At 60.5% G+C, this 22,289-nt stretch carries 20 protein-coding genes and 4 pseudogenes; 10 read left to right on the top strand and 14 right to left on the bottom strand.

Annotation, left to right across the window (positions count from 1 at the left end; translation table 11 throughout):
- Nucleotides 1-137: 137 nt before the first annotated feature.
- Nucleotides 138-1,037 carry a TolB family protein gene (locus ACCD05_RS11415; protein WP_112949289.1) on the bottom strand — a complete coding sequence of 300 codons (900 nt, stop codon included), beginning with the start codon at nucleotides 1,035-1,037 and terminating at the stop codon, nucleotides 138-140.
- A gap of 5 nt (nucleotides 1,038-1,042) precedes the next feature.
- Nucleotides 1,043-1,816, bottom strand: a complete 774-nt coding sequence (locus tag ACCD05_RS11410; RefSeq protein WP_112949288.1) for a sugar phosphate isomerase/epimerase family protein — start codon at nucleotides 1,814-1,816, stop codon at nucleotides 1,043-1,045.
- A gap of 344 nt (nucleotides 1,817-2,160) precedes the next feature.
- Between ACCD05_RS11410 and ACCD05_RS11405 the strand changes: the two genes are divergently transcribed.
- Nucleotides 2,161-2,823 (top strand): LacI family DNA-binding transcriptional regulator, encoded by a 663-nt coding sequence (locus ACCD05_RS11405; RefSeq protein WP_413392663.1) that lies wholly within the window; start codon nucleotides 2,161-2,163, stop codon nucleotides 2,821-2,823.
- A complete protein-coding gene (locus tag ACCD05_RS11400; RefSeq protein WP_413392661.1) occupies nucleotides 2,786-3,214 on the top strand; it encodes a substrate-binding domain-containing protein in 429 nt (142 codons plus the stop codon). The genes ACCD05_RS11405 and ACCD05_RS11400 overlap by 38 nt, the downstream gene beginning before the upstream one ends.
- A gap of 36 nt (nucleotides 3,215-3,250) precedes the next feature.
- Here ACCD05_RS11400 and ACCD05_RS11395 read toward each other — a convergent pair whose 3' ends face one another.
- Together ACCD05_RS11395 and ACCD05_RS11390 are read right to left on the bottom strand one after the other, a co-directional pair.
- Nucleotides 3,251-4,696: an NAD(P)-dependent oxidoreductase gene (locus ACCD05_RS11395; RefSeq protein ID WP_112949287.1), complete on the bottom strand. Its 1,446-nt coding sequence runs from the start codon at nucleotides 4,694-4,696 to the stop codon at nucleotides 3,251-3,253.
- A 541-nt stretch (nucleotides 4,697-5,237) separates the two neighbouring features.
- Nucleotides 5,238-6,152, bottom strand: a complete 915-nt coding sequence (locus ACCD05_RS11390; protein WP_112949285.1) for a LysR family transcriptional regulator — start codon at nucleotides 6,150-6,152, stop codon at nucleotides 5,238-5,240.
- A 105-nt stretch (nucleotides 6,153-6,257) separates the two neighbouring features.
- On the opposite strand from ACCD05_RS11390, the gene ACCD05_RS11385 reads away from it, so the two are divergent.
- The 3 genes from ACCD05_RS11385 (at nucleotide 6,258) to ACCD05_RS11375 (ending at nucleotide 8,384) form a co-directional block, all read left to right on the top strand.
- Nucleotides 6,258-6,512, top strand: a complete 255-nt coding sequence (locus ACCD05_RS11385) for an Atu4866 domain-containing protein (protein ID WP_112949284.1) — start codon at nucleotides 6,258-6,260, stop codon at nucleotides 6,510-6,512.
- A gap of 69 nt (nucleotides 6,513-6,581) precedes the next feature.
- The gene (locus tag ACCD05_RS11380) at nucleotides 6,582-8,000 is read left to right on the top strand and encodes an NAD-dependent succinate-semialdehyde dehydrogenase (protein ID WP_413392659.1); all 1,419 of its coding nucleotides are present in this window, start codon (nucleotides 6,582-6,584) and stop codon (nucleotides 7,998-8,000) included.
- Between the two features lie 15 nt (nucleotides 8,001-8,015).
- The gene (locus ACCD05_RS11375) at nucleotides 8,016-8,384 is read left to right on the top strand and encodes a hypothetical protein (protein ID WP_112949283.1); all 369 of its coding nucleotides are present in this window, start codon (nucleotides 8,016-8,018) and stop codon (nucleotides 8,382-8,384) included.
- Between the two features lie 254 nt (nucleotides 8,385-8,638).
- Here the strand turns inward: ACCD05_RS11375 and ACCD05_RS11370 are convergent.
- Nucleotides 8,639-8,767, bottom strand: a pseudogene (locus ACCD05_RS11370) (LysR family transcriptional regulator); the annotation flags it as partial.
- Nucleotides 8,768-8,857, bottom strand: a pseudogene (locus tag ACCD05_RS11365) (TetR/AcrR family transcriptional regulator); the annotation flags it as partial.
- A gap of 162 nt (nucleotides 8,858-9,019) precedes the next feature.
- On the opposite strand from ACCD05_RS11365, the gene ACCD05_RS11360 reads away from it, so the two are divergent.
- Nucleotides 9,020-9,724 carry an aspartate/glutamate racemase family protein gene (locus ACCD05_RS11360; protein ID WP_112949282.1) on the top strand — a complete coding sequence of 235 codons (705 nt, stop codon included), beginning with the start codon at nucleotides 9,020-9,022 and terminating at the stop codon, nucleotides 9,722-9,724.
- Nucleotides 9,725-9,880: 156 nt separating this feature from the next.
- Here ACCD05_RS11360 and ACCD05_RS11355 read toward each other — a convergent pair whose 3' ends face one another.
- From ACCD05_RS11355 to ACCD05_RS11340, 4 genes and pseudogenes are all read right to left on the bottom strand, one after another.
- Nucleotides 9,881-10,204 carry an alpha/beta hydrolase gene (locus tag ACCD05_RS11355; RefSeq protein ID WP_112949281.1) on the bottom strand — a complete coding sequence of 108 codons (324 nt, stop codon included), beginning with the start codon at nucleotides 10,202-10,204 and terminating at the stop codon, nucleotides 9,881-9,883.
- Between the two features lie 144 nt (nucleotides 10,205-10,348).
- Nucleotides 10,349-10,930, bottom strand: coding sequence for a TetR/AcrR family transcriptional regulator (locus tag ACCD05_RS11350; RefSeq protein ID WP_112949280.1), 582 nt, complete (start codon nucleotides 10,928-10,930; stop codon nucleotides 10,349-10,351).
- A 61-nt stretch (nucleotides 10,931-10,991) separates the two neighbouring features.
- A pseudogene (locus tag ACCD05_RS11345) lies at nucleotides 10,992-11,400 on the bottom strand (DUF1348 family protein).
- A 304-nt stretch (nucleotides 11,401-11,704) separates the two neighbouring features.
- Complete coding sequence (locus ACCD05_RS11340) at nucleotides 11,705-12,643, bottom strand: AraC family transcriptional regulator (protein ID WP_112949358.1); 939 nt, start codon at nucleotides 12,641-12,643, stop codon at nucleotides 11,705-11,707.
- Nucleotides 12,644-12,750: 107 nt separating this feature from the next.
- On the opposite strand from ACCD05_RS11340, the gene ACCD05_RS11335 reads away from it, so the two are divergent.
- From ACCD05_RS11335 to ACCD05_RS11325, 3 genes and pseudogenes are all read left to right on the top strand, one after another.
- Nucleotides 12,751-13,953, top strand: a complete 1,203-nt coding sequence (locus tag ACCD05_RS11335; RefSeq protein ID WP_413392656.1) for an MFS transporter — start codon at nucleotides 12,751-12,753, stop codon at nucleotides 13,951-13,953.
- 126 nt (nucleotides 13,954-14,079) lie between these two features.
- Nucleotides 14,080-14,799, top strand: a pseudogene (locus ACCD05_RS11330) (DMT family transporter); the annotation flags it as partial.
- Between the two features lie 127 nt (nucleotides 14,800-14,926).
- Nucleotides 14,927-15,190: a hypothetical protein gene (locus ACCD05_RS11325; protein WP_413392654.1), complete on the top strand. Its 264-nt coding sequence runs from the start codon at nucleotides 14,927-14,929 to the stop codon at nucleotides 15,188-15,190.
- Nucleotides 15,191-15,209: 19 nt separating this feature from the next.
- Here ACCD05_RS11325 and ACCD05_RS11320 read toward each other — a convergent pair whose 3' ends face one another.
- From ACCD05_RS11320 to ACCD05_RS11305, 4 genes are all read right to left on the bottom strand, one after another.
- Nucleotides 15,210-16,247 carry an AI-2E family transporter gene (locus ACCD05_RS11320; RefSeq protein ID WP_112949279.1) on the bottom strand — a complete coding sequence of 346 codons (1,038 nt, stop codon included), beginning with the start codon at nucleotides 16,245-16,247 and terminating at the stop codon, nucleotides 15,210-15,212.
- 150 nt (nucleotides 16,248-16,397) lie between these two features.
- On the bottom strand, nucleotides 16,398-18,212 hold the full coding sequence (locus ACCD05_RS11315) for an SLC13 family permease (protein ID WP_112949278.1): 1,815 nt from the start codon (nucleotides 18,210-18,212) through the stop codon (nucleotides 16,398-16,400).
- A gap of 57 nt (nucleotides 18,213-18,269) precedes the next feature.
- Entirely contained in the window at nucleotides 18,270-18,791 is a 522-nt protein-coding gene (locus ACCD05_RS11310) for a DUF1269 domain-containing protein (protein WP_112949277.1), read from the bottom strand.
- A 137-nt stretch (nucleotides 18,792-18,928) separates the two neighbouring features.
- Nucleotides 18,929-19,984, bottom strand: a complete 1,056-nt coding sequence (locus ACCD05_RS11305) for an alpha/beta hydrolase (protein ID WP_413392651.1) — start codon at nucleotides 19,982-19,984, stop codon at nucleotides 18,929-18,931.
- 386 nt (nucleotides 19,985-20,370) lie between these two features.
- Between ACCD05_RS11305 and ACCD05_RS11300 the strand changes: the two genes are divergently transcribed.
- Nucleotides 20,371-22,200 carry an SLC13 family permease gene (locus tag ACCD05_RS11300; protein WP_112949275.1) on the top strand — a complete coding sequence of 610 codons (1,830 nt, stop codon included), beginning with the start codon at nucleotides 20,371-20,373 and terminating at the stop codon, nucleotides 22,198-22,200.
- The last annotated feature ends 89 nt before the right edge of the window (nucleotides 22,201-22,289 follow it).

Genomic DNA, 22,289 nt, shown 5'->3' with positions numbered 1-22,289 from the left:
TATATGTTTGTGTTTCGGGGCCAGGAATGAGCGTCGGAGTTCACAGGGCTTGGGTTGCTACAGGTATTCCACGAAACCCGTAGCAACCAGTCGCCCCGAAAACCGGCCTCAGCGACGCGACCGTCGCGCAATCCCCGCTATTCGTCTCGGCGCGGATAGCGCACATAGGCAAAGGAAGCTGAATCTGGCGCCCATGAGGCAACATTGATGCTGCCCTGGCCGCCATTGAAGCGATCGATGTCAACAATGCCGCTTCCATCCGGATTCATGATCCGGATTACTACGTCCTTGTCCGCGGGGTGCCCCAGGGTTCCCGAGGGAAATGCAATGTAGGAGACGAGCTTTCCATCCGGCGACAAGTGTGGGAACCAGTTGACGCGCTCGTCATGCGTTATCTGTTCCAATCCGGACCCATCCGTCCGCATTCGAAACACCTGCGCGTGCCCAGGCAATTTGGCAGCGGCTTCCGAGTTGAAGTAGATCCACTGTCCATCCGGGCTGTATTCGGGCCCATCCACGGGGCAAGCGCCGTCGGTCAGAACGACATCGGCTCCACCTGCCGCGGGAATTGTGCAGACGCGAGTGACGACCTTTCCACCCTCCATCTCCAGTCCGACATAGGCTAGCGTCTTTCCATCGGGCGAGATGCCGTGAAGATAGTAGCGAAAACCACGGCTGGGATCCTGCTCGTTGGAGACCCGCTCCGGCTTCCCGCCCTCGATCGCAACGCGATACAGATGGCCGTCATTGGCGCTGATATACAGCCACTTTCCATCCGGCGAAATGACATGGTCGTTGTTGAGATCCTCGACGGGTGCGGTGTTGATCCGGATGGGACCATTGAGCCCGTCCGGAGAGATGCGAAAGAGCCTGCCGTCGCCATTATAGACAAGCCATTTCCCATCCGGCGTCCAGTTGGGCGCTTCAATAAGCTCCCCCGTTTCAAAGATGACTTCGATCCGCTTGCCATCGCTGGATGAAACGACAAGCTGGCTGATCTGGCCGTCGTGAAGGCGGCGTGGTGATTTGGGACGCATGGCAGTTACCTTTGCTTATGAGAGGGCGCGGCGACGGCGTGTTTCATCCAGCCGTCGAGATAATTGATTGATCGAATAAGGAAATCCGGGACATCGACCGCGTGGTCATGCTCCATGACCAGAAGATCGACGCTGGTGAAGGAAAGCGCCTGGCCGATCGCTATCCAGTCGAGCACACCGGAACCGATATAGGCGCCGCCCTTTTGAGCCGGGTCACCATGTGGGCCTGCGACATCGCGCATATGCAGGGCGGTGATGCGTGTTCCATGACGCTGAAGAACCACCGCAGGATCGAGCCCAGCTGACGTCAGCCACCCGAGATCGCACTCCCATTCGAGCTCTGGCGCGGCAGCCAGAAGCAGCTCGATCGGTGTCTCGCCTGTGCGCATCGGCGCCAGTTCGGCGCCGCCATTATGCCAGCCGAGACGCAGGCCTTCCGCTGACAAATCCGCGGAGAGGTCGGCAAGCTTTCTCGCAAGCTCGAGGCCGGACGGCCTGTCGGCAAGAATTTCGGCTGAGACGCCCGGCACAATCAGTCGAGCAACACCGAATTCCTCGACCAAATGCCGGCTAAAAGCGCGATCCTTCAAAAGGCCGAGCGGCACATGTGCGCTCGGCATCGTCATTCCGCGTGAACGCAGAGCCACGCCGAAGCCGGGTGTATCATAGTTTCCGCTCCAGCCTTCGACCCTGAAAACGCCATGCCTCCCCAGAAGCTCCAGGATTGGGTCCAGCGGCTCGATGTCACGTGCGGTATCGAGCTGGAACGACAAATGCATCGCTTCAGCTCTCTAGGCGATTGAGGAACGAAATCGACCGACACGCGCCCTCGTACAAGTCATTGGGCTCATCGTGTTCGACCGCGACGTGGTCCGCGCCGGTAAATAATGCCAGAGCCTTGCCCAATCGATCATGCCATCGCCCATTGCCGCCCAGCCCCTTCTGCGGCGGTCCCCACCTTCTGATAAGTCAATTTTCTCTCCTGGTCTAAAAAACTCTGCGCAGCCGGATATTTCGCCATCTGCATGCTGCGGCCCTGCCCAGCGCTCGTCGCCGATATTGGGGTCGTTGTCATGCACCTCGAAGGCGATGCCCTGATCGCCCGAGCAAGGCGCGCATTCCTTTGATCCTGTGGGAATATCTGAAATTGGACGCGACATCGATGCGACCGCGAAAAGTCACACTGGCCGACATTGCAGCTAAGACAGGCTACGGGACAAACACCGTGTCGCTTGCGCTACGAGGAAGCACGCGCATCTCGCAGGCAGCGCGAGACCTGATCCGCGGTGTAGCGGACGAAATGGACTATGTGCCCAACAAGATCGCGGCGTCGCTCGTCCTAAACCGGAGCAACACGATCGGGTTGATCTTGCACGAGATCACCAACCCTGTTCTGACGAGTGTCGCTCACATGGTTCAGAAGACACTCGGCAAACACGGGTACAGCGTCCTTTTCGCCTCGTCGAACGGCGACCCGGAAGAGGAACTCAAGGCGATCGCCGCTTTCCGAGCGCGAATGGTCGACGGGCTTCTCATCTACCCGATCGCACATTCCAACGTCGATCACTTTAAGGCGCTTCGGCGCAACAACTTTCCGACGGTGCTGTTGATTCATACGGACGCAACCGGCATCGATGCAGTCGGCATTGACGAACGAAAGGGGGCGTTCGACGCTACGAACCATCTTATCGAACGCGGGCATCGCCGCATCGGAACGTTGGGACCTTCATTCACCAGCACCGTTGGTAATGTCGGCAAACTGCAGGGGTTATCGCGATGCACTTGAAGCTGCCGGCATTGCTTATGACCCGGCCATTGTTTCGATCCCCATTGATCACTCGATCAAAGCAAGCTTCCATGCAATGGACGAGCTCATGGCGCAAGATGACGCGCCGTCCGCCATATTCGCCACAAGTGACCTGACCGCCCTCGCCGCCCTACGCTGGGCGGCGAAATCCAACTTCAAGGTGCATGAGGAATTGGCGATCGTCGGCTTTGACGACACTGATTATGTGGCACAGGCGACGACACCAATTTTATCGATTCACAACGACGTCGAGCAACTGGCGACGGAGGCAGTGGAACGCCTCTTGTTCCTCATTGCCAACAAGGAGCTGCTGCCACCCGCGGAGACACGCACCACGCCTGGGCGCCTTATCATTCGCGACAGCTCATAGCATTCGAGGTCCTGCCGGCATCGGATCGTTTGCGGATCAGCTTCGGTACGGAGCTCTTAACCCCATCATCTCGATAAAGCCCGACAGGTGATTTATGCCGCTGATCAGATCCTCGCCGTTCGCCTCGATGACCGCGCGACGCTTATCATCGGAGGCAGAAGCGATGGTACGCCAGCGGTCGGCCAGCTCTGACAACAATGACCCCAACTGCGCGGCTTTGCCGCCGGAGTGGCAAAGGTCGAGCAGGTGTTGGACGGTAACCGTTCCTATCCCGTCCGGGGTCTTGCTACCTGCGGAGCTATACCCTTCCGGCAAAGTCCCTTTCAGGTTCGTGACGGTTTGCGTCCGGATGGCATCGTAGATTTGATCGATAGCCTGCTTCGCGCCGGCGACGCGCGAGGGATGATCGGTGTCCGCGGCAGCGTGCGGCAGAAGCTCCAGCCGATCCGGGTAGCGCTCCACGAGGCGCAGATAAGGAACCATTGGGCCAGTCAGTTCGCCGGTCGCAGCGTTCTTGAACAGATCGGCATCGATTGCGGCGTGCCTCACCTGACCGCTCGCCAGCGCATTCCCCAAAGCATCGACATCGACAAGTTCACCGCGATCATAATTCACCAGGATAGCTCCGGGCGCGAGCATGGAAAGCACTGTCGCATCGATCAAGCCCGAGTTGGCATAGCGTCCTGTTTCTGCATCAAGGCTGCCGAGACCGACATGCACGCTGAGGACATGCGCGCCGGAAGCGGCTGAGGCAACGCTGTCGCCGTAGACGAAGCCTTCAGACTCGATCCATTTGCGATGATGGGCGCGGGCATGGACGACGACACGCATACCGAAGGCCCGCGCCAGCTTTGCCAGCTCACGACCGATATTGCCATAACCAATAATGGCGATCGTCTTGCCTTCCAACTTCTCCGTCGGATAGTCGCGGAGCTGGCGGCCAGTATCGAAATCTCCTCCGGACGTCAGGGTGTGAAGCGTATCGACCGGCAGGTCGGGCAGGACCTTCAATATGGCCTTCATCGCCATCTGGGCAGTCGCCCGGCTGTTGATGCCGGGTGTGTTCATCAGCGGCGCCACCCCGCCTTCGCCGCCACCACCGCCCCATGAGAGCGACCCCATATTGCCGGTACCGGCGCCGATCCGCACGCCGCCGAGCGGGAACACCGTCTCGGCCGGCAGGAAGGTGGCTGCCGCGATCACCGCGTCGTATTGCCCCTTTCCCGCCGCCGCCAGCAATTCGGCGGCAGTGCTGAGATCTGGCTGGTAGAAGAAATGCAGCACGCCCGGCTGCAGTGGACCCGCATCCCCGATGGCGCCGAAATGAAAGACACCGCCCCGGGATTCGATATAGGCCCTCGCCTCCGATGGGTCGGGTTTGCCATCCTCCCCAAGCTTCAGTCCTATCAGATCGCAGACAAGCACCTTGTAGCTGCGGGACGGATCAAAGACGCTTTCGCCTGCGGAGGATGGGCTGGTCATGGGAATGCTCGCAATTTTTTCTCGTCTTGCAGGTCTAGTTTAAAAACGGCTCATGCGAAACGGTTTCAGACGAACCGGGGTCGGAAGCTGCGCCGTCATCGGCGGCGTAGTCTAGCGCGGGATAAATCAGAAACTGAGCCATCAATGGGAGAGAAGCATCTCGCGCTCGCAACGCACCGGGATGCATGATCACGACAGCTCCATCTGGCGATAGAGGAGAACCTGTAAGTGAGTTCGGCAAGCAGCTTCGGACACAGAGTATTGAACAGGTACGCGCCCGCCTTCAGCGAGGTGTAGAGGATGGACACGCCAAAGCCGATCTCCATTGCGAAGTCTGGGCGCGTTTCGTGGCCGCGATAGTTCACGGACTGTCGATGCGGGCTCGAGACGAGATGTCGAGAGATGCTTTGATCGCAAGCGCGCGTGTGGCCGCGGCGTCCCTTGAAGTCCTTCGTGCGAAGGTTCACGCCGATTAGGTTGTAGAATCCGCCGGAACAAGGACCGCTTCACGCGCCGCTGCATCCGGGAGCGTACAACTTCATCATGCATTTCCGCAGGAGCTGGCTTGGCCCCTGGCAACGCCCTTCAGCTGCTCGCGAAAGTTACGCGTAACGACGGAATGATCATCAGGATGGGTCGCCAGTGCAAGCCGAGCTCGCGGCGCATCGCCTATGATCGGCAGGAAAACCACGCCTGGCACGTTGATGTTGGACAAGGGAGCTGGAACGATGGAAACACCAAGTTCGACTGCCACCAGGTTCGCAATCGAAGTGATCTGAGGGGAGACCTGTCCAATCACCGGCTCGAAGCCGGCCCGCCGGCAGGCATCGATGACCTCGTCATAAAGATCAGGCCCAAGACTACGGGAGTGCAAGACCAGAGGTTCATTTTTCAGAGCACTAAGCGGGATCGCATATTCGGACGCGAGACGGTGGCCGGAGGGGAGCACGACCATCATGGCATCCTCGGCGAGGTAGGTCACCGTCAGCCCTTCGGGCGCCGTCGGGCCTGGCCGGATGAACACGGCATCGATCGATCGATGCCTCAATTGCTCGAGCAGCTGCAACGTGTTGAGCTCGGCAAGCGTGATTTCGACCTTCGGATAGGCACGCCGAAACGATCTTATGATCTTCGGGACTGCCTCATTGAACGCGGCCGAGCCGGTGAAACCGACCCGCAGCCGTCCGAACTCACCGGCCGCGCCACGCAAAGCCATCTTCCTCGCATAGTCGAGCTGTCCAAGGGTTACATAGACCTCCGCCAAGAATGCCTCGCCTGCCTCCGTGAGCGAAGCCCCCCTTGGGAGCCTGTGGAACAGCGGCACCCCAATCTCCTCCTCGAGATCCTTGATCTGACTGCTGAGCGGAGGCTGAGCAATTCCCACCCTCTCCGCGGCACGGCGGAAATTGCCCTCTTCCGCGACCGCAATGAAATAGCGCAGGTGCCTCAGCTCCATCTGACCTCTCTCAATTGATACGTAAAAGATATCACAAAATACTTTCGATATATTGGATATTTCTTATCGCGTAGCGCATATCTCGGTCAATAGAAAGGAGCGGATATGCGCACAACAGACGATAACGCCCTGCATTCCTTCGTCGGCATGTGGGTCACCGAGGATGGCTACATACGTCAGGAGTTGCTGCCGAACGGTCGCTACGACGAAGCACGCGGCAACAAGCGGAGCGCCTACCAAGGGCACTATGCAATGACCGGGAACCATATCGAATATTGGGACGATACCGGTTTCACCGCAGACGGCGAATTCATCGAAGGCGTCCTGCATCACGTCGGGATGCGATTTCATCGCGAATAACGCCGGCCCAATCTGTCGAGCTGGCACTAAGGCTCGGCTGCCAAACCCCGGCAGAAGTCAACGGACTGTTTGCCGATACTTCGGGTACCCCCAGAAAGAGAGAGCATGATGATAAAGGTATATAATCCTGCGGATGGCAGCCTCGTCGGCGAAGTCCCTCATTTTTCCGCCAAAGAGGTCAAGGCGGCGATCGACCGCACGTGTGATGCCTTTCCTGCCTGGTCCCGCAAACTCGCAAAAGAACGGGGCGATCTTCTTCGCCGCTGGTTTGAACTGGTGCGCGACGACAAGCGCATCTTCGCCGAAATCATGGTGAGAGAAAACGGAAAATGCCTTTCGGAAGCCATGGGCGAGATCGATTATGGCCTGGGCTTTATCGAATGGTATGCCGAAGAGGCCAAGCGGGTCTACGGCGACACCATCCCATCGCATGCGAACAACGCAGCGGTGCTGGTCTTCAAGGAACCGGCCGGCCCGACAGCGTCGATCACCCCATGGAACTTTCCCTTCATGATGATCGCGCGCAAGATCGCAACCGCGCTTGCCGCGGGCTGCACGATGATCATCAAGCCTTCGGAGGAGACGCCGCTCACGGCCTACAAGCTGCTCGAATATGCTCGAAAGGCCGGCATTCCCGAAGGCGTCTTCGAAATGGTGACAGGCGATCCTCGGGAAATCGGGCCGCTATTCACCGGTGACGATCGCATCCGAAAGATCTCCTTCACCGGCTCCACGGCCGTCGGCAAGCTGCTTGCGGAGGCAAGCGGAAAAAACCTGAAAAAGATGACGCTCGAGCTGGGTGGCAATGCGCCATTCATTGTCTTCGACGACGCTCACTTCGACGACGCAGTCGCCGGCATTGTGTCCGCGAAGCTGCGCAACTCCGGGCAGGTCTGTATCTCGCCGAACCGAATTTACGTCCACAGTAGCATTTATAATAAGTTCGTTGCCGCTGTTGCGGAACGTGTGGCCAAAATTCGAGTCGATCAGGGCCTTCAAGACGATTTCGTTGTCGGCCCGTTGGTCAACAAGATCGGCTTCGACAAAGTTGCCGGCCTCGTCGAAGAGGCCAAGGCGGCGGGTGCGCGTGCCGTTCTCGGTGGCAAGCCTCACGCCAACGGCGGTTTGTTCTATGAACCGACTATTCTCGCTGACGTCACGGACGACATGAAAGTCGCTCGAACCGAAATTTTTGGACCGGTTTTTCCGATCTACCGGTTTGACAGCGAGGACGAGGTCGTCAAGCGTGCCAACAATTCCGAGTATGGACTTGTTGCATATGCCTACACCAAAGACCTTGCGCGCGCGTTTCGGCTGTCGCGCGACATTGATGCGGGCATGGTCATCCTGAACTCGCCATCCGTGGGAACTGCCTCCGTCCCGTTTGGCGGTGTCAAGCATTCCGGCTTTGGCCGCGAAGGCAGTTACTACGGCATCGAGGAATATGTCGAAGTCAAATACGTTCTGATGGCGAGCCTCGATCGCTAAACTTTCCGATTGGAAATGGCGGCACTGCCGCCGTTTCCCCTTCTCGGAAACGTCACCTTCTTAATCTCCCCCCAGGACAAACAAATCATGAATGCGAAAGCAGATCCGCTAAGATGGCGCGTCTTCGCCATGGCGGTAACAACGGCTATCACAATCGCGAACGTCTATTACTGCCAACCGATCCTGTCCAAGATCAGCGATACGCTGGGAGCAACGGATGCGCAGATCGGAAACCTTCCGGTCTTGACCCAAGTGGGCGTAGGGATGGGTCTCCTGTTCCTAGCGCCGCTGGGCGACATGCTTGACAGAAAAAGCTGGTCATCTGCCTTGAGCTTCTTCTCGTATGCGCATTGCTCGGCATGTCGGTCGCAGACACGTTGTTGACGGTCTACGGTCGGCTGCTTGCCGTCAGCGCCTTGGCGCTGCTGGTTTCGATACTCAACCTGTCCGCCTCGAAAAGACCATCTGCTCCGCACATCTGAGCGTCACGAAAGCTGGGATCCGATCGCCAGCATTTCAGCGCCGTTGCTTCAATGCCTCACGAGGGGCGCAGTATCGCTGAAGGCGAGTACGACTGCGCCACATTCCGACGGTCCGACGCAATCAGGCTTTGTTGAGAACACTTGATGATCATAAAATTCGTTCAATTTCGCCGTCGCCAACAGATTCACGAGCCAATCGACAAATACTCTCACCTTGTGACCGAGATGCCGGTTCGGCGGATAGACGATGTAGAGCGGGATGCTTGCACCATGCCATTCCGGCAAGGTGGGAAAATCGTGATGGGTGCTTGTCTTGCGGATTCCCACGACTTCAGTGATATCAGCATAGCTGAAACCATTGTAGCCGCCGCTCATGATGAGGTTGCGCGCAGAAGCGTGAATGTCGACCGAAGTCGTCTATAAGGTGCTCATGCAATATCTTCCTTCTAGTAGTGCTACTGTCAGTCGGAAACAGCTGACTGTTGAATTTGCGTTCCTTCACGGCTAGTACGAAGGCGAAACAGACCGGCGGCGGACATGAAGACAATCGGAATTCTCGGCGGTATGTCCGCCGCTTCAACGCAGATCTATTATCGGGAACTCTGCAATCGAACCCGACAAATCCTGGGAGGCCTGCACTCTCCGGAATTGGTCATACGCTCCCTGGATTTCGCACGGATCGAGGCCCTGCAGATCGCTGGGAAATGGGAAGAAGCCGGCGAGATTTTGAACACAGAAGCGAAGACCCTTGAGCGCGCCAACGCGGATTTCATTGTCCTGGCGACCAACACCATGCACAAGCTGGCCGAGCAAATGATGCACGGCGTGTCGATCCCCTTGCTGCATATCGCCGACGCCACCGCATCACGCATCAAGCTGGAGGGTCTGCGCAGCCCGGGACTGATGGCGACCGCATTCACAATGGAGCAGTCCTTCTACACCGACAGGCTGGTTGCGGCCGGTGTTACGGCGATCATACCGGAAACGCGCGATCGAAGCGAAACGCACCGGATCATCTACGAAGAGCTTTGCTGCGATGTTGTTACCAAGCAGAGCGAAGAGGCCTATGTCGCCATCGCCCAACGTCTCGTCGATCGAGGCGCTGATTGCCTGATCCTCGGATGCACGGAAGTCGGCATGCTTCTTAACCAGGAGAATGTGTCCGTACCCGTGTTTGACACGACCCTGATCCATTGCGATGTGGCCATCGCAATGGCCCTCGACGACCAGGTGCCGTCATAGGTTATTAGTTAAAGCTCGTGTCGACGACACGACTTGCCGAAGTCCCGCACCCTTTTAACCAGCCAAGGTCAACAATCCACGAGATTGCCCCGCGGCACCGCGAGACACAAGAGAGCCTGATTCAGAGAAAACAGCGGCATCTCGTCGCTGACATGGTCAACGACCCGGCTGACCACTTTTTACCAGCCCCTTGGCCTGCGGAGCGCTTCCAGCCTGCGTTATGACAATGCCGCCATAGCTGTGGCCGACAAGCAAAACGCGACCACCAGCCTGGCTGATAGCCCGCGTCGTCGTCGCCACATCATCGCTGAGCGAAGTCTCGGGCTCTTGCACTACGGTAACCTTGTAACCGTCCCGATCAAGAATCTCCGCAACACCGCGCCAGCCGGATCCGTCGGCATAGGCACCGTGAACCAGCACGACATTCTTGACGGGCTCTGCTGCCTGAACCTGTGCGACAGCAAGGGTTGCAACTGCCAACAGCGGCGAGGATGTGAAGCTTCCGGCACAGGATCACATGACGAACAGATGGTTGACGGCCCGGCGACAAGGCGGCCGAAGCGGCGAGCGCTTGGCCTGTAAAAACTCAGGCGAAACAAACGCCCCGCTTCTCGTTTGACATGGTCAGGCTCGCGAAGCCGCCGCTTGCAATACGGATGCTTCAACACGACGCCGCGCATTGTCGAGGAGGCGTTTGAAGACACCTTTGTCGTCGAGTGCGCGTGACAGTACCAACGCGCCCTGTATTCTCGAGACCACCTCTTCCGCCATCATGACGGCCTCGACGCGTCCTGCGCCAGCTCGCACAAGCGCGCCCGCCAGAGCGTCGATCCAGCGAACGAAGTGGGCGGCGATCGCGCCGGCATAGCGCGACCTTGTCTCGTCCAGCGCGAAGGCGCCGACAAGGCACACCCGGCCTCCCGAGTGGAAATAGGCCTCTGTATTGCGCCACATGGCGGTGATCGCGGCCGTGGCATCGTCCTCGCGCAGCGGCGCGTAGACCTCACGTTCGAACCAGCCGTCGACCTCCTCCAATACCGCTGCCGCCATCTCCTCCTTCCCGCCCGGAAAGAAATGATAGAGGCTGCCCTTGCCAATGCCGGTGCGCGCTGTGATGCGCGTGAGCGTGGCTCCTTCATAACCGAGCTCACGGAAAATTTCCGCAAGCAACGGCACCACATCCGCACGCTCATATAGTGTCTTCAACAGATCGAACTTTCTTCCTGAGGATTAAGGTCGGAACTCAATCAGAACTGGGGTTTTGACCTTAGAGGCTGAGATCGGAGAGACCTGGATGATCGTCGGGGCGGCAGCCGAGAGCCCAGCGAAATTTCCGCTACGTCTCGCGAATTGGCATATCGTTGATGCAGGCAAATCGACGTTGCATCAATCCCTCCGTATTGAACTCCCAGTTTTCGTTTCCATACGACCGAAACCAGCTGCCGCTGTCGTCATGCCACTCGTAAGCAAACCGCACGGCGATCCGATCGCCGTCATGTGCCCAGATCTCCTTGATCAACCTGTAGTCCGGCTCCATTGCCCATCTACGGGTGAGGAAAGCCACGATCCCAGCCCGGCCGTTGACGAACTCAGCGCGGTTTCGCCATTGGCTGTCGGGGGTATAGACGAGCGACACCTTTTTCGGGATTACGGCTATTCCATCCGTCTTCCGCCATACGGACTTTTTGGGTGGCGGTTTCGAGTGTGAAGGGGGGATCAGACTAGACACGGCAATCTCCTGCATGAATTTGTACCTATCGGTTTTTATTATACCGATCAGTACAAATTTGGCATGAGGGGCAGGCCTCGAAGCAGCCGTTATGGATTCGATCGCCGCGAGGTCGGATCAATGACAGTTGAGCCGGCAGCACCAAACTGACTAACGCCCGCTTGCCTTAAGCGCATCGGCGATCTTTTCCGCCACCGTTATCGGCACGATGCAGTAGATTTTCGGATGCGGGGCGTCTTCTACAGGTATCGTCACCGAATGGCGGCGCCATAATCTTTCCGCTTCTCGCGAAAATGGCTCGGGGAAGCACCGATCACGCGCTTGAACGCGCGACTGAAGGACGCCTCGGAATCGTAGCCGAGCCGTTCGGCGACGGTTGCCACGCGCTGCCCCTCGCGCAGCCATTCATGGGCCTGGTGCATGCGCATTCGCGCCACGTAACGCGCCGGCGTCTCGCCGACGACGCTGACGAAGCGCTGGGCGAAGCCGGAGCGCGAGGCGCCCATGTGGCGCGCCAGTTCGTTCACGCTCCAGGCGTGCGCGGGGTCGAGGTGGATGGCGGCGAGCACGCGCCCGACTTCCGGGTTGCGCACGGCGGCAAGCCAGCCGCTTGCGTCGCCGCAACCATGCTCCACCCATGTGCGGATGATCGTTGCCGTCAGCACGTCGGCAAGGCGCGACAGGATGCCGCCGGCGCCCACGCGGTTCATCTCGACCTCCCGCATCATGGCGTCGAGAAGCGGCGGTATCGTCGGCTCGCTCTTGGCGAGATCGCTGGTGCGCATCACATCGGGCATCAAGTTGAGGAGCGGATGGCGCTTGTCGACGTTGAAGCGCATCACTGCGAAAAAGATGAGGTTATTGCTGTCGGTGCATGGACATTGCAGGTCCACGATGCCATCGCAGAGCGGCTTGCGCGGCAGCTGCTCGACCGGCGTCGGCGAAATACCCGGCTCGCTCGCGATCACATGCGCGTCGCCGCGCGGCAAAAGCACGGCGTCGCCGGGGCGTAGCTCCGTCCACGCGCCATCGGGGGCCTGCAGATAGGCGCTGCCGGCCGCCAGGAAGTGAAATCGTGCTTCCGCCTGTGCGGGATAGGCCGTGGCCCAGGGCGCTGATGGCTGGCAGCGACCATATTCGACGCCATCGAGCCGCAGCCCGCGCAGCATCTCGGTCAATGGATCGGTCATCATGGCCTCCGGCAGGTTTGGACGAATTGTTATGCTTTATAGATTTTCCAGCATGGAAACGCCAGATGCTTGAGCGTAGCGTCGCCGCAGAATTTACGGAGATGCATATGAACATTCACTCGGAGATCAACCGTCCAGCCGTGAAGGGCGAGACACCTGCCGCATGGGCAGGCGTTGTTTCGCTGTCGCTTGGTGTATTTGGGCTCGTGACGGCGGAATTTCTACCCGCGAGCCTTCTGACGCCGATGTCGCATGACCTTGGCGTCAGCCTCGGCGCGGCCGGGCAATCGGTGACGGCCACCGCCGTGGTCGGCGCGCTGGCGGGGCCGGGTATCGTGCTTGGCACAGCCCGCTTCGATCGCCGTTACACGCTGCTCGCGCTCACCAGCCTGCTCATCATCTCAAGCCTGATCGCCGCCACGGCAAACGGGCTGGTGACCTTGCTCCTGTCGCGCGCGCTGCTCGGCGTCGGGCTGGGCGGATTCTGGGCGATGTCGCTGGCGCTTGCAATGCGCCTCGTACCGGAGCGGCTGATGCCGCGCGCAATGGCGATCGTGATGACCGGCGTGTCGGCAGCCACCGTCTGTGCCGCACCTGTCGGCGCCTGGGTCGGCGAGGCGTTCGGCTGGCGCGCGGCCTTCTGGATCGCCTCCGTGCTGGGCGTCGTCGCATTCCTCGTCCAGGCGTTCACGCTTCCGGCCATGCCGCCGACAAGTTCGGGCGGCCTCGGCACGATGGCCCAGGTCTTGCGCCGTCGGGCCATCCGCCTCGGCCTCGTCACCATACTCTTCGTCGTCGCCGGTCATTTCGCAGGCTTCACCTTCATCCGCCCGTTTCTTGAAACGGTGCCGCATTTCGGCGTCGAGGCGATTTCCGGCATCCTTCTCGCCTTCGGCATCGGCGGTTTCATCGGCAATATCGTCGGCGGCCTGATCGCCGAGCGCAACACGACGCTTGCCATAACGCTTGCTGCCTCAGGCATTGCCGTCACCGCCTTCCTGCTTGCCTTCGCCGGCGAGGCACCGGCGCTGGCTGCGGTCGCCACAGCCCTTTGGGGCTTTGCCTTCGGCGCATTGCCGGTCAGCGTTCAGAGCTTCATCACCGAGGCTGCCGCCGACGAGGCCGAGAGCGCGGGCGCACTCATGCTGACGACGTTTCAGGTCGCGATCTCAAGCGGCGCCGTGCTTGGCGGGCTTATCGTGGATGTCCAGGGTGCGGCGGGCGTCTTTGCTTTCGCCGGCATCGCGGCTCTGCTTGGCGCCACGCTGATCGGCTTCGCCAGCCGGCGCAGAGTGGTCGCCGCGGGCTGATAATGTCCGATACGCATCTTGCCCCGCGCAGTGATGATCCGCGCGGGGCCTACCTTTGTTCGCGATCGGCAAGACGGCCGGCGCCTTCATCTGTGCAGCACGGGGGAATTGTGGCATAGTTGATTCATGGCGATACATGTCTTGGCAGTCCATCGCGACACGGTCGGGACGGAAAAGGGGGCGGGCGGTTCGCTTGCAGCCGCCTATTCCGTGGGCATCTTCTGCTGGCTGCTATCATCAGGCGTCTACATCGCCGCCAAATGGGTCTCTCCTGAAATGCCGCCCTGGGCGCTTTGCTTCTGGCGCGTGCTGATCGCCTGGGCGATCCTGATGCCGATCGTCTACCGGCATTTCGTCGCCATGATCGCGCTCGCGCGGGCGCGCGGTCTCGAACTGCTCATCATCGGCGGCATCGGGCTCGCGATCTGCCAAGGCCTTATTTTCGTCGGCCTCGAACATGCCGACGCCACGACTGCCGGCATCATCATCGCGCTGATCCCGATCATCACCATGATCCTTGCCCGCTTCATTCTGGCCGAGCCAATGGGGCGCTGGCAGGTGATCGGATCGATCCTCGCCTTTGCCGGCATCGTGGTCATCATCGTCAAGGGCAGCCCGGCCGCACTCCTGCGTCTAGATTTCAATCCCGGCGAATTATGGATCGTCGCCGGCGCCTTCTGTTTCAGCCTCTACACGGTCCTGCTTCGCCGGGCGAAATTCGATGTCAACCGCCTTGCGCTTTTGGTGCTGCTGCTGGGCGCCGCGGCGCTGACGGCGCTGCCCTTCTATCTGTTCGAGCTCGCCTCCGACGAACGCTCGACCCATGGGATGGGCTTCGCGTCCCTAATGTCGGGGCGGGCCGTCGCCGCTCATTGACAAGACGTCAACGCGGCAAATATCTCGCGGAGCTTTTCATTGATGGAGAGGCAAGATGCGCCTGAACATATGGACTGCGTTTGCACTGGCTTCCTTGATGGCGCTCACCGCTTCGCCGCCAACCCCGGCCTATGCGGTGACAGTCAACATTCACGTTGGTTCCGATCTCAACTTCGGTCGCGCGATCAGCTGCAGGCAAGGGCAGCAACTCCTTCAGAACCGCGGTTTCCGCAATGTGCGCCGCGTCGATTGCAGGGGCCGAACATTCATCTACCACGCAAGACGCGGCAGCAGCGATTTCGAGATTGCCTTGAGCGCCCACACGGGCCGCGTGATCCGCATGACCAGGCTTCGCCGATAGGCATCCATCAGCCTGGGCTTCATCGGAGCCTGCCATCAGGTTCGCCGGGCGCGCCGAGGATTTCCGCTACCCAGCGTGTCGAGGAAAAGCGTGCGCAGAAGGTAAGGATCGCGATCGTGATCGGGACGCCGATGAAGGCGCCGAACACGCCCCAGACGAACGACCAGGAAAAGACCGAAAACAGCACCAGGAACGGCGACATCGCAAGCGCGTAACCGGCAACACGCGGCTCGATGTAACTTCCAATGACAAACTGTATGATGTTGAGCCCCGCGAAGATCAGGATCGCGGCCTCTGGCGAGCCGAATTGCGCCAAGGCGTAAGCGCTTGGCAGCAATGTTGCCACGAAGGGCCCCATGAACGGGATGTAGTTCAGCGTAAACGCAATGACGCCCCATTCGGCTGCGAAGCGCAGACCGAAAAGCGCGGACAGCACCCAGACCAGCGTGCCGGTGGCAAGGCTCATGACGGTGCGGACGGCCATGTAGCGCCGCAGCTTGGCTGCCGTCTGCAGCACGCCGCCTATGATCGCGTCCGCCTTCTCTTCGCTCAGAGCCTTTCGAATATTGCGCGCGACGGCCTCCGTATCGAGCAGTCCCAGGAGCACATAAACGACCACGACGATCCAGAAGGAGATCATCGTGTTCAAGCGGGCGGTCGCGCCTTGCAGTACGCGGAGCAGCGAACTGACGTTGAAATAGTCCGCCCAGACGCCGGCGATGACGATGCCGTGCCCGTCGAGCCATTGGACGAGATCGCCATAGAGCAGCTGGAAGCGAGCAGCATCGCCGACGACGGAGCGGCCAATGCGCCCGAAGCCCCAGGCGGATATGGAGGCGAGCGCGATGAAGACGCAGACGATCACTGCGACCACCACCGCAAGCGCCAACAGCTTGGGGAGAGCCCGCTGCAGGCTCTGCTGAAGCGGCCAGACGAGACCGATGATGAAAAGCGCGCCGGCAACGGGAGCGAAGACGCTGGCAGCCATCCGGAGAACGCACAAGACCGCTATCGCAGCAAGGATCGCCAGGAGAGTGATAACCGCTCGACTATTCATCCAGTCGACATCCCCTCCGATTGCCTTCGAGCGACCATCCTCACAAATATGATTGGGCGGGCAATCGGTTGCCTGTCCCAAAAGCATGCCTGCCGTCTCTAATCTGCGTGATTATCGACTGCTCGCTGTCGGCTGGCGTCCTGCCGACACCTAGGTGAACGGCCATATCCGCGGAACCAGGAAGACGGCCACGATGAAAAACCACGCCATCAGGGGCGTGCCGAGTTTCCAATAGTCGCCGAACCGATAACCGGCCGCGCCCATCACCATCATGTTTGTTGTTGTCGCGATCGGCGTCATGAAGGATGCGGACCCGGCGATGCAGAGGCTCATCAGCACTGGATGCGGCTGGATATGCATCGCCGCCGCAGCCGCCATTGCGATCGGAATGACCAGCATCGTCGTCGCCGTATTGCTCATGACCTGCCCCAACACCGCCGTGAGTACAAAGAGACCTGCCACCAGAGCACTCGGTCCGGCCGAGCCGAGCGCAGCGACCAGCTCATCGGCGACGAACTTCGCCGTACCGGATTGTATCATCGCCGTCGAAATCGGCGTCATCGCGCCGATGAGAATGACCGTCGTCCAGTGAACGGCGCGGTAGGATTGCTCGACGGTAATCGCACCGGACGCAACAAGCACGCAGGCGCACAGGATGCCCGCGACGGCAGGCGGCACGATGTTCGATGCCAGCATGACGACAAGCCCGATCAGTGTCGCCACGGCGACCTTCGCGCCCGGGCCCATCGGCACGGCGTGGCGACGGACGAGATCGGGGGAGTCGACGACGAGGACGTCCGGATCATCCAGGCGCAGATCGAGCGCTTCCCAGCTGCCTTCGAGCAGGATCGTATCGCCGGCCTTGATTTGCGGATTAGCATAATCGATCTCCGCGCCGCCGCGATGCACCGCCAAGACGACGAGATCGCCGCTCTCGGTGGCGAGGCCCGGAAACATCGATTGCCCGATTAGGTTGGAGCGCGGCGGGATCATCACCTCGGCCAGGCCGGACCTGCGATTGAATGCGGTGCTGCCGCTGCCCGTCGGTGCATCCTCACGAACGGCAAGATGGAGACGCGCAGCCACTTCCGCGACCGCCTGGGCAGTACCTCGCACGAGCAGATAATCATCGGCAATCATGGCCCTGTCCCGGACCGGAAGACCGGATGCGGCAGCCTGGACGGCCATCAGCTGCATGTCGCTCGCGGCACCCAGATCGATCTTTTCAGTGGGTAGCCCAACGAGCGGCGAGTCCCGCCGAATGCGGAGCCGGAAGAGGCCATCCTCAAGGCCGTAATGTTCGACCAACGTCTGGGCGTGGCCGCTGAAATCGGCGGGCAGCCGTGCATTCGTCTGCTGGGGGAGCAGATACTTGCCCAGCAACAGGACGACAAAGACGGTTCCGGCAAGAAGGGGAACGCCGACGAGGGCGAATTCGGTAAAGCCGAAACCTTCAAGCCCAGCATCTTCAAGCGCCTCCGAAACAAGAAAATTCTTGGGAGCGCCCGTCAACAGCAGGTTCGCGCCGGCATGGGCGGAGAATGCCAAGGGCATCAGCAATTGCGCGGGCGATTGGTTTAGCCGCACCGCCGCAAACACCGCGACGGGGATGAGAGCCGCCACGGCGCCGCTGCCGCTCAGAAGCGACGTCAGGCACCCAACGGAAATCATCAGAACAAACAAGAGCCGGCTGCGGTTGTTCTGGCCGGCGAGCGAGATGAGCGCTTGTCCGCACCACGCGGTAACGCCGGTTCTCTCGAGCGCTGCGCTGACGATAAAGAGGCTGGCGACGAAGAGGACGGCGCGATCGCCAAAGCCGGCCAATGCCTGATCCAGCGTGACGAGCCCCGTCGCCCATAGCGAAAGCGCCGCCGCGAAGGCGACGGCGATCACGGGCAGCCTGTTCCACGCAAAAAGAACAATCGTCGCGAGGATGATGCAGCAGGTTGTCTGGATCGGGGTCAAGCAGGCCCTCCCCGCCTAGCACGCCGGTATCGAAGAAACCTCCCATGCATGGCTGCGTTACGAAGTCGCCGCTGGCGCCGTCTCCGCTTCAGCCTGGGCCGCAGACAGCGCTTGGCGCAATTCTGCTTCCCTGGTCTCATCGAAGGACGTCTGCAGAAGCTCGCCGCCAATACCCTTGAGATCGGCCAGCACCTTATCAACAGTCATCTTGCGCACGAGCAGGAAGAGCCCGGCCGTGCCGGGCTGCAAGGCCGACGCCGCCTTCTTCATGAATTCGTCGTTGATGCCGACATCGCTGAGTTGGCCGGCAAGGGCGCCCGAAGCAGCACCCAGCGCCGTGCCGACCAATGGCATCAGGAAGATCGCGCCGATCAATGTTCCCCACAAGGCGCCCGAGGCAGCACCGCGTGCAGTGAGATTGACCATCTGATTGAGCTTAATCTGCGCCTTCTCGTTCTTCACGACGACAACCGCGTCTTCCAGTTCGATGAGGTATTCCTGCTGCAGCGACAGCACCTTCTGTCGCACCTCCTCGGCCTTCGCTTCCGTTGGGAACCCGATGAAAATCAGATCGCTCATGTCCGCCCCCTTGCTGAAAAATCGACCGTTAGCGACAACGTGCATGCGCCGCATCTACGCTAGCAATTGCCGCGGCAATAATGATGCGCGGCGAATCCCAATATTGCGCCGGTCGTCCCATTTTCTGTCTGGACGTCTCATTGGCTGGTCGCCATGGCGAAGATCAGTATCGGCGCGGCAACCGCAAAGGTCGCGGCGGCGCCGATAGCATCGACCGCCGTCGTGGGCCTTGCGACATCAGCGTCCGAGATTTGCTGCCCCTTTACCAGCCGATCGCCGATCAGCCGAACGGCCTCGGGGCTGGTCGCGAATAGCGCGTGATTGACCCGATCGCCCGAACTCAATGCGCTCAGATCCAGCACCGTGACGCCCTGCAAATCCGAGAGGGCCTGGCGGTAGTCTTCCTGCGAAGGGTCGATGCCGCCAAGGCGAGCATCTCCGCGCGCAATGAACCGCGACAAGCGCAGCGCCAAATCGTTGCGCGCGACGAAGATCGTGATCTTGGGCCGCTTCGGCCCCATATCCTCCACCTGCCGGCGAAAGACGCCGACATCCAGATCCGGAGACGCGAGGATGAGGCTGGAGACCTTGCTCGGCACGCCGCCCCGCCGCAGAGCGACCTGCCTGATCGCCTCGACCGTGAGCCACGCGCCCATGGAATGGGCGAGCACCACCACTTCGTTGATCGATTGGCTGTCGATCGCGGCCTCAAGCAGGTTTGCCAGATCCGATCGCGAGTAGGATGCGTTATCCAGGTCGCGCTTGTAATCGAGAAACCGTCCGCGCGACGGCCATGAAAAGAGGATCGGGACAGCATCCGCATCGGAATCGTACACGAGTTGCGCAAAGCGGAAGACCGCGCGATCGAAGGTCGTGCTGTAACCATGCACGAAGACGAAGGCGCGCCGTTTGTGGGCGCCTGGGGCACGAAACGCGGCGGCGATATCTTCGCGCTTGATCGGGATTATCGATGTCGCGGCGAAGGTGCGTTCGGGATCGCCGGGAGAACGGCGCGGCAGCTCAAGCGTGCCGGCCTTTCGGTTTGGCGGAACTGAAATCCCGATCCGGGTGTAGGACACAGACGTGCCTCGCTCCCCGCCGTAGAGCACCGAGGGGTCCTCGACAGGCGCCCGTGTCGTCGCCGCGATGAGCGTGATCTGATCGGCGTCTTTTGCTGGACGGGTTACATTCAAAAGCCCCGCCTGCGGGCCGGCGCATGTCACAAGACATGCGTTAAGAGCCAAAACCATGAACAGCCGCCGCCAGCGCATCGTTATCTCGGCACGTCAGGGCGGCGATGCGAGACCCTTTCGCCAACACACACGGTTACCATCGCAAAACGCTCTCCAAGCCCTATCATGTTCACCTGCTTCCAGGCCCCGCACGGGGTCAATAGCTCCAGCGATGAAATCGATCAGGCTAGGAATACTCCGGGACGCACAGCGTAGCTTCGGGACGCCCGGCTCATGACATCTAGTATCCCCCGGCTCATCCTGTGGATCGATTTCACTGGCCCTGATCGGCCATCAGTGCCTTTGAAATCGTCTCAAGATCGGGTCTTCTCAAAGGGATAGTGGAATTGAGTCCGGTAGCCCTCGTCGCGATCATCGTCGCTGCAGCGATCGTTCTCTTCGTGTGGAACAGGCTGCCGGTCGCGGTTGTCGCAATGCTGGTGTGCTTGTCCCTTTGGGCGTCGGGGATCCTCAGTCTCGACCAGGCACTTGCGGGCTTCGGCGATCCAGTCGTCATCTTCATCGCGACGCTCTTCGTTGTCAGCTCGGCGCTCGAACTTACCGGCGTGACCGCCTGGATCGGCAATCACCTGATCCGCGCCGCAGGCGAAAGAAGCCGCACGCGCTTTCTCGTTTTGATGATGAGCCTCGCGGCGATCCTGACGATGTTCGTCGGAACGACCGGTGCCGTCGTGGCGCTGCTACCCGTTGTCATCGTCATCGCGGTGCGCCTTGGCCGCAGGTCCTCGCAACTTCTCATGCCGCTTGCCTTCGCAGCGCATGCGGGCTCCATGCTGGCGCTGACCGGCACGCCGGTGAATGTCCTTGTCTCCGACGCCGCCATCGACGCGGGTTTCGCTGGCTTCGGCTTCTTCGAATTCGCGCTGGTCGGCCTTCCGCTGCTCCTCGGCAGCATGGCGATCATTGTCCTTCTTGGTGAGCGCCTTTTGCCGCAACGAAACGGCGCAGCCATCCCCGCGGATTTCAGCCGGCACGCCCGCACGCTGGTCGAGCAATATGGATTGGGCAATGACGTCCACCGACTGCGCATTCGCGGCTCTTGCCACTATGTCGGCAAGACGCCATCGGCAATCGAGGTCGCGCGCAACGAGGGAATGCAGCTGGTGGCAGTACACGAGGGCGACACGGCCCGGCCGATCAGCCGGCAGCACATCGCCGAAGGCGACCATGTTCTCCTGCGTGGCGATGCCGATGTCGTCGCGAAGTTCGCGGCGGAGACGCACCTGTCCTTTCGCGAGCAGACAGGAGGCGCCGACGACTTCCTCTTTACCCACAAATCGGGACTGGCAGAGGTGGCGATCCCACCGCGATCGGGCCTGATCGGGCAAAGCGTCTTCCCGGGCATGGTGACCGAGAGCGGTGACCTGATCGTCCTCGCCGTCCAGAAGGCAGGGGAGCCGGTAGGTGACGTCGAGGCAAACAACCAAACCGGCGCGGTCGTGCTCGGCGCCGGCGATACGATGTTGTTGCAGGGAACCTGGAAGGCGCTGGACACGCGGCTCAGCGACCCGGATGTACTGACCGTCGGCTCACCGGATCTCGTTCGCCGGCAAGCTGCGCCGATGGGCAGCGAAGCAAAGCGTACCGCCGCGGTCTCGGCTGCGATGATCCTTCTTCTCGCGACCGGCCTCGTACCGCCCGCCGTGGCAGGCTTGCTGGCGGCCGGAGCAATCCTTCTGTCGGGAATCCTGACAGCGGAGCAGTCCTATAATGCGATCGGCTGGTCGACTGTGGTGCTCGTCGCGGCGATGAAACCCCTCGGCACAGCGATGACTGAAACCGGCGCTGCGCAACTCGCCGCCGACCACCTTCTCTATATTCTCGGGCAGAGCAGTCCGACCATGCTTCTCGCCGGCCTGTTTCTGCTGACCGCGGTGCTCGGACAATTCATCAGCAACATGGCGACTGCCTTGATCGCGATCCCGATCGGCGTTGCGGCGGCGGCCGGCATGGGCATCTCCCCACGCCCCGTGATGATGAGCATCGCCGTCGCGGCTTCGGCAGCCTTTCTGACGCCGATAGCAGCGCCGGCGAACGCCTTAGTCATGGGGCCCGGTGGCTACACCTTCGGTGAGTATTGGAAACTCGGCTTGCCGCTACTCGCCTGGTTCTTCGTCGTCGCCGTCTTCATCGTCCCGCTCATCTGGCCTTTCTAGGTCGAGGGTAATGTCATCGTGTTTTCTGCGCCCTCATGGGCGTCATTACAGGTCATGTCACGGCCACGCAGATAGGCCGCAACGCAAAG

This window comes from Rhizobium sp. Rhizsp42 (genome assembly GCF_047304155.1).
In the GTDB taxonomy this organism is placed as follows: Bacteria; Pseudomonadota; Alphaproteobacteria; order Rhizobiales; family Rhizobiaceae; genus Rhizobium.
This window is presented reverse-complemented; position numbering and strand designations above follow the sequence as displayed.